Origin of the sequence: Streptomyces sp. NPDC007346 (genome assembly GCF_040703535.1) — a bacterium.
Classification (GTDB): Bacteria; Actinomycetota; Actinomycetes; order Streptomycetales; family Streptomycetaceae; genus Streptomyces.
Map to the genome: position 1 here is coordinate 20,276 of NZ_JBEYKR010000097.1, position 6,875 is coordinate 27,150.

Below are 6,875 nucleotides of genomic sequence, written 5' to 3' on the forward strand. Positions count from 1 at the left end.
AAGGGGTGCGGCCGAGGGCTCGCCCCGAGGTGCCGCCGCACCCTCCGGGGGCCCCGCGCCCCAGTGGCGTACGGGTGACTCCTTCCTCTCGATGTGGCGCGAGCTGGCCCCCGTCGGGCGCCACCCCGACAGCGGCGGCTACCGGCGCTACGCCTGGTCGCCGGCGGACCTCGACTGCCGGGCCTGGTTCCGTACGCAGGCCGAGGCGCGCGGGCTCACCTACGAGGTCGACCGCAACGGCAACCAGTGGGCCTGGCTCGGCGACCCCCTGGCCGGCGACGCCGTCGTCACCGGCTCGCACCTGGACTCCGTCCCGGACGGCGGCGCCTTCGACGGGCCGCTCGGTGTGGTCTCCTCCTTCGCCGCGCTCGACGAACTCCGCTCCCGGGGCGCGGTGCTCACCCGTCCCCTCGCCCTCACCAACTTCGGTGACGAGGAGGGCGCCCGCTTCGGTCTCGCCTGCGTCGGGTCCCGGCTCGCCGCCGGACAGCTCACCGTCGCCGACGCCCACCGCCTCCGGGACGCGGACGGCATGACCCTGCCCACCGCCATGGAGTCGGCCGGATACGACCCCGAGGCCATCGGCCCCGACCCGGAACGGCTCGCCCGTATCGGCGCGTTCGTCGAACTCCACGTCGAGCAGGGCCGCGCCCTCGACCTCACCGGCGACCCCGTCGGCATCGCCTCCGCCATCTGGCCGCACGGCCGCTGGCGGTTCGACTTCCGGGGCGAGGCCAACCACGCGGGCACCACCCGCCTGGCCGACCGCCGCGACCCGATGCTCACGTACGCCGAGACCGTGCTCGCCGCCCGCCGCGAGGCCGAACTCACCGGCGCCCTCGCCACGTTCGGCAAGATCGCGGTCGAGCCCAACGGGGTCAACGCCATCCCCTCCCTCGTCCGTGGCTGGCTGGACTCCCGCGCCGCCGACCAGGCCACCCTGGACGCCGTCGTCACCGGCATCGAGCGCGCCGCCCGGGAGTACGCCGAGCGGGCCGGGATCGACCTCGACGTCGTACGCGAGTCGTTCACGCCCGTGGTCGAGTTCGAGCACGCCCTGCGCGACGAACTCGCCAAGATCCTGGAGGGGGCCGGCGACACGGGGCGCCCCGTCCCCGTCCTGGGCACCGGCGCGGGCCACGATGCGGGTATTTTGTCCGCTTCGGTGCCCACCGCCATGCTCTTCGTACGGAACCCCACCGGGATCTCGCACTCTCCGGCCGAGCACGCCGCCGAGGACGACTGCGCGGCCGGGGTGCGGGCACTCGCCGACGTACTGGAAGGTCTCGCGTGCAGCTGACAACCCGGACGGCGGGCGGGCCCGTCACCGCGACGTACTGGATGGACCACGCCTGGCTCGGGACCCATGTGGAGCCCGACATCGCCGTGGAGGTGGCCGACGGCCGCATCGCCGGGATCAGGACCGGGGTCCAGGCACCCCCGCCCGGCGCCACGGTGCTGCGCGGCCTGACCCTTCCCGGCCTGGCCAACACCCACTCCCACGCCTTCCACCGGGCCTTGCGGGCCACCGTCCAGGTGGGGTCCGGCACCTTCTGGACCTGGCGCGAGCTGATGTACCAGGCGGCCTCCCGGCTCACCCCGGACACCTACTTCGAGCTGGCCCGCGCCACGTACGCGGAAATGGCCCTGGCCGGCATCGTCTCCGTCGGCGAGTTCCACTATCTGCACCACGCGCCCGGCGGCACGTCCTACGCCAACCCGAACGCCATGGGCGAGGCGCTGATCGCGGCCGCCGCCGAGGCCGGCATCCGGATCACCCTGCTGGACACGGCCTACCTCGCCGCCGGCTTCGGCGAGAAGCCCAACCGGCACCAACTGCGCTTCTCCGACACCACCGCCGACGCCTGGGCCGAGCGCGCCTCCCTCCTCAAGGGCGACGACCACACCCTGATCGGTGCGGCCATCCACTCCGTCCGCGCGGTCCCGGCGGACCAGCTGGCCACCGTCGCGCAGTGGGCCCAGGAGCGGGGCGCCCCGCTCCACGTCCACCTCTCCGAACAGACGGCGGAGAACGACGCCTGCCAGGCCGCCCACGGCCGCACCCCCACCCGGCTCCTGGCCGACCACGGGGTCCTCGGCCCCCGCACCACCGGCATCCACAACACGCACCTGACGAGGGAGGACATCGCGCTGCTCGGCTCCTTCGCCACCGGCACCTGCATGTGCCCCACCACCGAACGCGACCTCGCCGACGGCATCGGCCCCGCCGCCGCGCTCCAGAAGGCGGGCTCGCCGCTCTCGCTGGGCAGTGACAGCCACGCCGTCATCGACCTCTTCGAAGAGGCGCGGGCGATGGAGCTCAACGAGCGGCTGCGCACCCACATCCGGGGCCACTGGACGGCCGCCGCCCTGCTGAGGGCCGCCTCCGCCGACGGGCACGCCGCACTCGGCCGCCCCGACGCGGGCGTCCTGGAACCGGGCGCCCCCGCCGACCTGACGACCATCGCCCTGGACTCCGTCAGAACGGCGGGACCGGTGCCCCGGCTGGCAGCGGAGACCGCCGTATTCGCCGCCTCCGCGGCTGATGTGCGGCACACGGTCGTGGCAGGCCGTCATATCGTCCGCGACGGCCGTCACGCGCTGATCGAGGACGTGCCCGGAGCGCTCGCGGCAGCCGTGGCAGCCCTGCACCACTGACCCCGGACCCGCCCGGCCCGCCCGGACCCCCGGCGCGCGCGAGAACCCCGCACCGCCCGGACCCGCCCGCGGACCCGGACCGGAACCACCCCGCACATCCATGCCGGAACCATGCCGCAGAGCCGGACCGGAACCACCCCGCAGCCCCGGACCCCCCGGAACGCAAGGAGAACACTCTCCAGATGACGACCACCGCCGTCACCCACATCGCCAGCCTGGTCACCAATGACCCCTCCCTCGGCAACGGGACCCCCCTGGGCCTGATCCAGGACGCGGCCGTCGTCATCGAGGGCGACCGCATCGTCTGGACCGGTGAATCAAGCAAAGCACCCGCCACTGACAACGTCCTCGACGCGGCGGGCCGGGCCGTGATCCCGGGCTTCGTCGACTCCCACTCGCACCTGGTCTTCGCGGGCGACCGCACCCAGGAGTTCAACGCCCGGATGTCCGGGCAGCCCTACACGGCCGGCGGCATCCGCACCACGGTCGCCGCCACCCGCCAGGCCTCCGACGACGAGCTCTCCGCCAACGTCGCCCGCTACCTCGCCGAGGCCCTGCGCCAGGGCACCACCACCCTGGAGACCAAGTCCGGCTACGGTCTCACCGTCGAGGACGAGGCCCGCGCCCTGCGCGTCGCCTCCCGCCACACCGACGAGGTCACCTACCTCGGCGCCCACATCGTCTCCCCGGACTACGCCGACGACCCGGCCGGGTACGTCGACCTGGTCACCGGCCCGATGCTGGAGGCCTGCGCCCCGCACGCCCGCTGGATCGACGTCTTCTGCGAGCGGGGCGCCTTCGACGGCGACCAGGCCCGCGCCATCCTCACGGCGGGCCGCGCCAAGGGGCTGCACCCCCGTATCCACGCCAACCAGCTGACGTACGGCCCCGGCGTCCAGCTCGCCGTGGAGCTCGACGCCGCCTCCGCCGACCACTGCACCCACCTCACCGACGCGGACGTGGACGCGCTGGGCCAGGGCGGCACGGTGGCCACGCTGCTCCCGGGCGCCGAGTTCTCCACCCGCGCCACCTGGCCCGACGCCCGCCGGCTGCTCGACGCGGGGGCCACCGTCGCGCTCTCCACGGACTGCAACCCCGGCTCGTCGTTCACCTCGTCCATGCCGTTCTGCATCGCCCTGGCCGTACGGGACATGGGGATGACCCCCGACGAGGCCCTCTGGTCCGCCACCGCGGGCGGCGCCGCGGCCCTGCGCCGCACCGACATCGGCCGGATCACCCCGGGCGCCCGCGCCGACCTGGTCCTCCTGGACGCCCCGAGCCACGTCCACCTCGCCTACCGGCCGGGCGTCCCGCTGGTCAGCGCGGTCTGGCGGGGCGGCGAGCGGGTGGAGTAACCGCCGGGAGCCCAGAGGGCCAGGGACCCAGGCAGCAGCCACCGGAAGCCCAGGGGGCCAGGGACCCAGGCAGCCGCCGCCACCGGAAGCCCGGACATGCGGAAGGACCCGCCCTGATACGTGGATACGTACGGGAGCGGGTCCTTCCGCGTGTGCTCGTCACCGGCCCGTGAAGCCCCAGGCCCCGTGGTGGGGCGGGACAGGGCGGGGTCCGGCTACTCCTCCAGGGTCAGCCCCTTGCGGAGCTTGGTCAGTGTCCGGGAGAGCAGCCGGGACACGTGCATCTGGGAGATGCCCAGCTCCTCACCGATCTCCGACTGCGTCATGTTGCTGACGAAGCGGAGCGAGAGGATCATGCGGTCCCGCGAGGGCAGCGCGGCGATCAGCGGCTTCAGGGACTCGACGTACTCGATGCCTTCGAGCCCGTGGTCCTCGTAGCCGATGCGGTCCGCGAGGGCGCCCTCGCTGTCGTCCTCCTCGGGCTTGGCGTCCAGCGAGCTCGCGGTGTACGCGTTGCTCGCGGACATGCCCTCGACGACCTCGTCCGCCGTGAGGCCGAGGTGCTCGGACAGCTCCGCCACGGTGGGCGCGCGGTCCAGCCGCTGGGAGAGCTCGTCCCCCGCCTTGGCCAGTTCGAGGCGGAGCTCCTGGAGCCGGCGCGGGACGCGCACGGACCAACTGGTGTCGCGGAAGAACCTCTTGATCTCGCCGACGATGGTCGGCATCGCGAACGTCGGGAACTCGACACCGCGGCTCAGCTCGAACCGGTCGATCGCCTTGATCAGGCCGATGGTGCCGACCTGGACGATGTCCTCCATCGGCTCACTGCGCGAGCGGAACCGGGAGGCGGCGAACTTGACGAGCGCGAGGTTGAGCTCGACGAGGGTGTTGCGGACGTACGCGTACTCGTGCGTGCCCTCTTCGAGGGATTCGAGGCGCTCGAAGAGGGTCTTCGACAGGGCCCTGGCGTCCAGAGCCCCCACTTCGGCGTAGGGCGGGATCTCGGGGAGTCCTTCGAGTCCCTCGCCCTCCTCGCCGGAAGGGTCCGGAAGGCCGGGAAAGTCCGGGGTGGCGGTGCCGGTGGTGTCGGCGGCGCCGGTGGTGCTGGTGGTGCTGGTGCGCGGGCCGGGAACGGCGCTCGCGGCGGGGGAGTCGGAATTGGTCGGTCCCTGAGGACATGCCGACGACGCGTCGGGGGTACGCGCTTCGTCGAGCCGGGGTGACATGGTTCTCCTCCATCGTTCTCGGCATATGGCTGCCGATGCCCATACGTGTTCCTGCGGTGAAGCGGCGCCTCCAAAGCCGGTCGTGTTTCGGGTGTCCCTCTACCCTTACCCGGTTCGTGGCAGCAGTTACAAGCGCCAATTAACCGTATATGTCCGGTTTGTTGAGGTCTTCGACTACCGCGTGGCGTACGAAACGCGTACTGTTTTACGCACGTCGGCGGCAGCTCTGCATACAGCCGCACAGGCAGTGACGCGCACAGTGACGGACGGCGAAGAGGTACTGGGCATGGACCGCGGGACGGTCGGCAGTGCGAACCGGGGTCGACTTCAGGTCGAGGCCCGGACCGAGGGGCGCAGCGAGGTCGTGACTCCGGTGGGTGAGCTCGATCACCACACCGCCGATCTGCTGCGGGAGCCTCTGGAGAGCGCGGTCGAGCAAGGGCGATCACGCCTGGTGGTCGACTGCTCACGACTGGATTTCTGCGACTCCACCGGGCTGAACGTGCTGCTCGGTGCCCGCCTCAAGGCGGAGGCGGTCGGAGGGGGAGTTCATCTGGCCGGAATGCTGCCGGTCGTGGCGAGAGTCTTCGAGATCACCGGCGCGGAGGCGGTCTTCACCGTCCATGCCACCCTCGAAGACGCTCTGGAGACCTAGATCCGGTACGGCGCCCGCACGTCGTTCCTGATGACGGTCGTGTTACGCGATCGACAGCCCGAAGTGGGTGTCGTCGCGGGCCGGCCGGGCAGGAGACCCCCGTCGGCATCCCGCAAAGATCCGGCACACACTCGGTAACTGATCATTTCTGTTCAATGGCGACATGGCGACATGGCGAATCGGTGAGGTGAAGCGCTGATGAGCACCACCCGGCAGCATCCGCCGGGCGACCTCGGCCGCGAGCCGGAAGGAGCGGGCGCAGCCTCGCCCGTCCCGGCCGAGCGGCAGTGGCGCACGCTCTCACTCGGGCAGGCCAGTGGCATCGTCCCGATGGCCCGTGATTTCGCCCGGCAGGCCCTGCACGACTGGGGATGGCTCCCGGCGTCCAGCGCGGACCGCCGGGCGGCCGCCGAGGACGTCCTGCTGGTCGTCTCCGAGCTCGTGACCAACGCCTGCCTGCACGCGGAAGGCCCTGAGGAGCTCCGGATCGGCCGCACGCCCAAGGCGCTGCGCGTCGAGGTCGTCGACCGGGGGAACGGCCAGCCCGCCCCCCGTACGCCGCACCGCGCCGGCCGCCCCGGTGGGCACGGCATGTTCATCGTGCAGCGCCTCTGCCTGGACTGGGGCGTGCAGCGTACGCCGGAGACGCCGGGCAAGACCGTCTGGGCGGAGCTCGCCGCCCCCGCGTGACCGCCCCACCCCGTACGTCGAGGAGCGCGCCGATCCGGCGCGCTCTTTAGTCTTTCCGCAGGCAGGCTCCGGGGTCCTTCCGCAGGGCGGGCTCCGGGTGTCCGTCTTCCCTCCGGCAGGCCCCGGGCGCGCCTTGAGCGACCGACCTGAGGCGCTGTCAGTGGCCCGCCCCCGCCCGGCAGTTGGTCGCCACCGTCAGCAACCGGAAAGGGCGAAGGGCCGGTCGCACCCGGAGTCAGGATGGACAGAAAACCATTGACCGTGCGGTGGCTGATGCTGCCGCTGCTCGTG

Annotated in this window: 6 protein-coding genes; 5 read left to right on the forward strand and 1 reads right to left on the reverse strand. The window is 72.4% G+C overall.

Annotation, left to right across the window (positions count from 1 at the left end; all coding sequences use genetic code 11):
• Positions 1–91 precede the first annotated feature (91 nt).
• The 3 genes from AB0917_RS23225 (at position 92) to hutI (ending at position 4,013) form a co-directional block, all read left to right on the forward strand.
• Entirely contained in the window at positions 92–1,300 is a 1,209-nt protein-coding gene (locus tag AB0917_RS23225) for an allantoate amidohydrolase (RefSeq protein ID WP_366821547.1), read from the forward strand.
• Positions 1,291–2,658: a formimidoylglutamate deiminase gene (locus AB0917_RS23230; RefSeq protein WP_366821542.1), complete on the forward strand. Its 1,368-nt coding sequence runs from the start codon at positions 1,291–1,293 to the stop codon at positions 2,656–2,658. Before AB0917_RS23225 ends, AB0917_RS23230 begins: the two co-directional genes overlap by 10 nt.
• 182 nt (positions 2,659–2,840) lie before the next feature.
• A complete protein-coding gene (gene hutI, locus AB0917_RS23235; protein WP_366821543.1) occupies positions 2,841–4,013 on the forward strand; it encodes an imidazolonepropionase in 1,173 nt (390 codons plus the stop codon).
• Between the two features lie 215 nt (positions 4,014–4,228).
• Here the strand turns inward: hutI and AB0917_RS23240 are convergent, their stop codons facing one another.
• Positions 4,229–5,239: an RNA polymerase sigma factor SigF gene (locus AB0917_RS23240; RefSeq protein WP_366821544.1), complete on the reverse strand. Its 1,011-nt coding sequence runs from the start codon at positions 5,237–5,239 to the stop codon at positions 4,229–4,231.
• Positions 5,240–5,525: 286 nt separating this feature from the next.
• Between AB0917_RS23240 and AB0917_RS23245 the strand changes: the two genes are divergently transcribed.
• Both AB0917_RS23245 and AB0917_RS23250 read left to right on the forward strand, forming a co-directional pair.
• Entirely contained in the window at positions 5,526–5,894 is a 369-nt protein-coding gene (locus AB0917_RS23245) for an STAS domain-containing protein (protein WP_366821548.1), read from the forward strand.
• Positions 5,895–6,092: 198 nt separating this feature from the next.
• Positions 6,093–6,584 carry an ATP-binding protein gene (locus AB0917_RS23250; RefSeq protein WP_366821545.1) on the forward strand — a complete coding sequence of 164 codons (492 nt, stop codon included), beginning with the start codon at positions 6,093–6,095 and terminating at the stop codon, positions 6,582–6,584.
• Positions 6,585–6,875: the final 291 nt, after the last annotated feature.

Bases quoted from the DNA above. Each gene is read 5' to 3' on its own strand.
- AB0917_RS23225 (WP_366821547.1), top strand. From the start codon at position 92: ATGTGGCGCGAGCTGGCCCCCGTCGGGCGCCACCCCGACAGCGGCGGC.
- AB0917_RS23250 (WP_366821545.1), top strand. From the start codon at position 6,093: ATGAGCACCACCCGGCAGCATCCGCCGGGCGACCTCGGCCGCGAGCCG.
- hutI (WP_366821543.1), top strand. From the start codon at position 2,841: ATGACGACCACCGCCGTCACCCACATCGCCAGCCTGGTCACCAATGAC.
- AB0917_RS23240 (WP_366821544.1), bottom strand. From the start codon at position 5,239: ATGTCACCCCGGCTCGACGAAGCGCGTACCCCCGACGCGTCGTCGGCA.
- AB0917_RS23245 (WP_366821548.1), top strand. From the start codon at position 5,526: ATGGACCGCGGGACGGTCGGCAGTGCGAACCGGGGTCGACTTCAGGTC.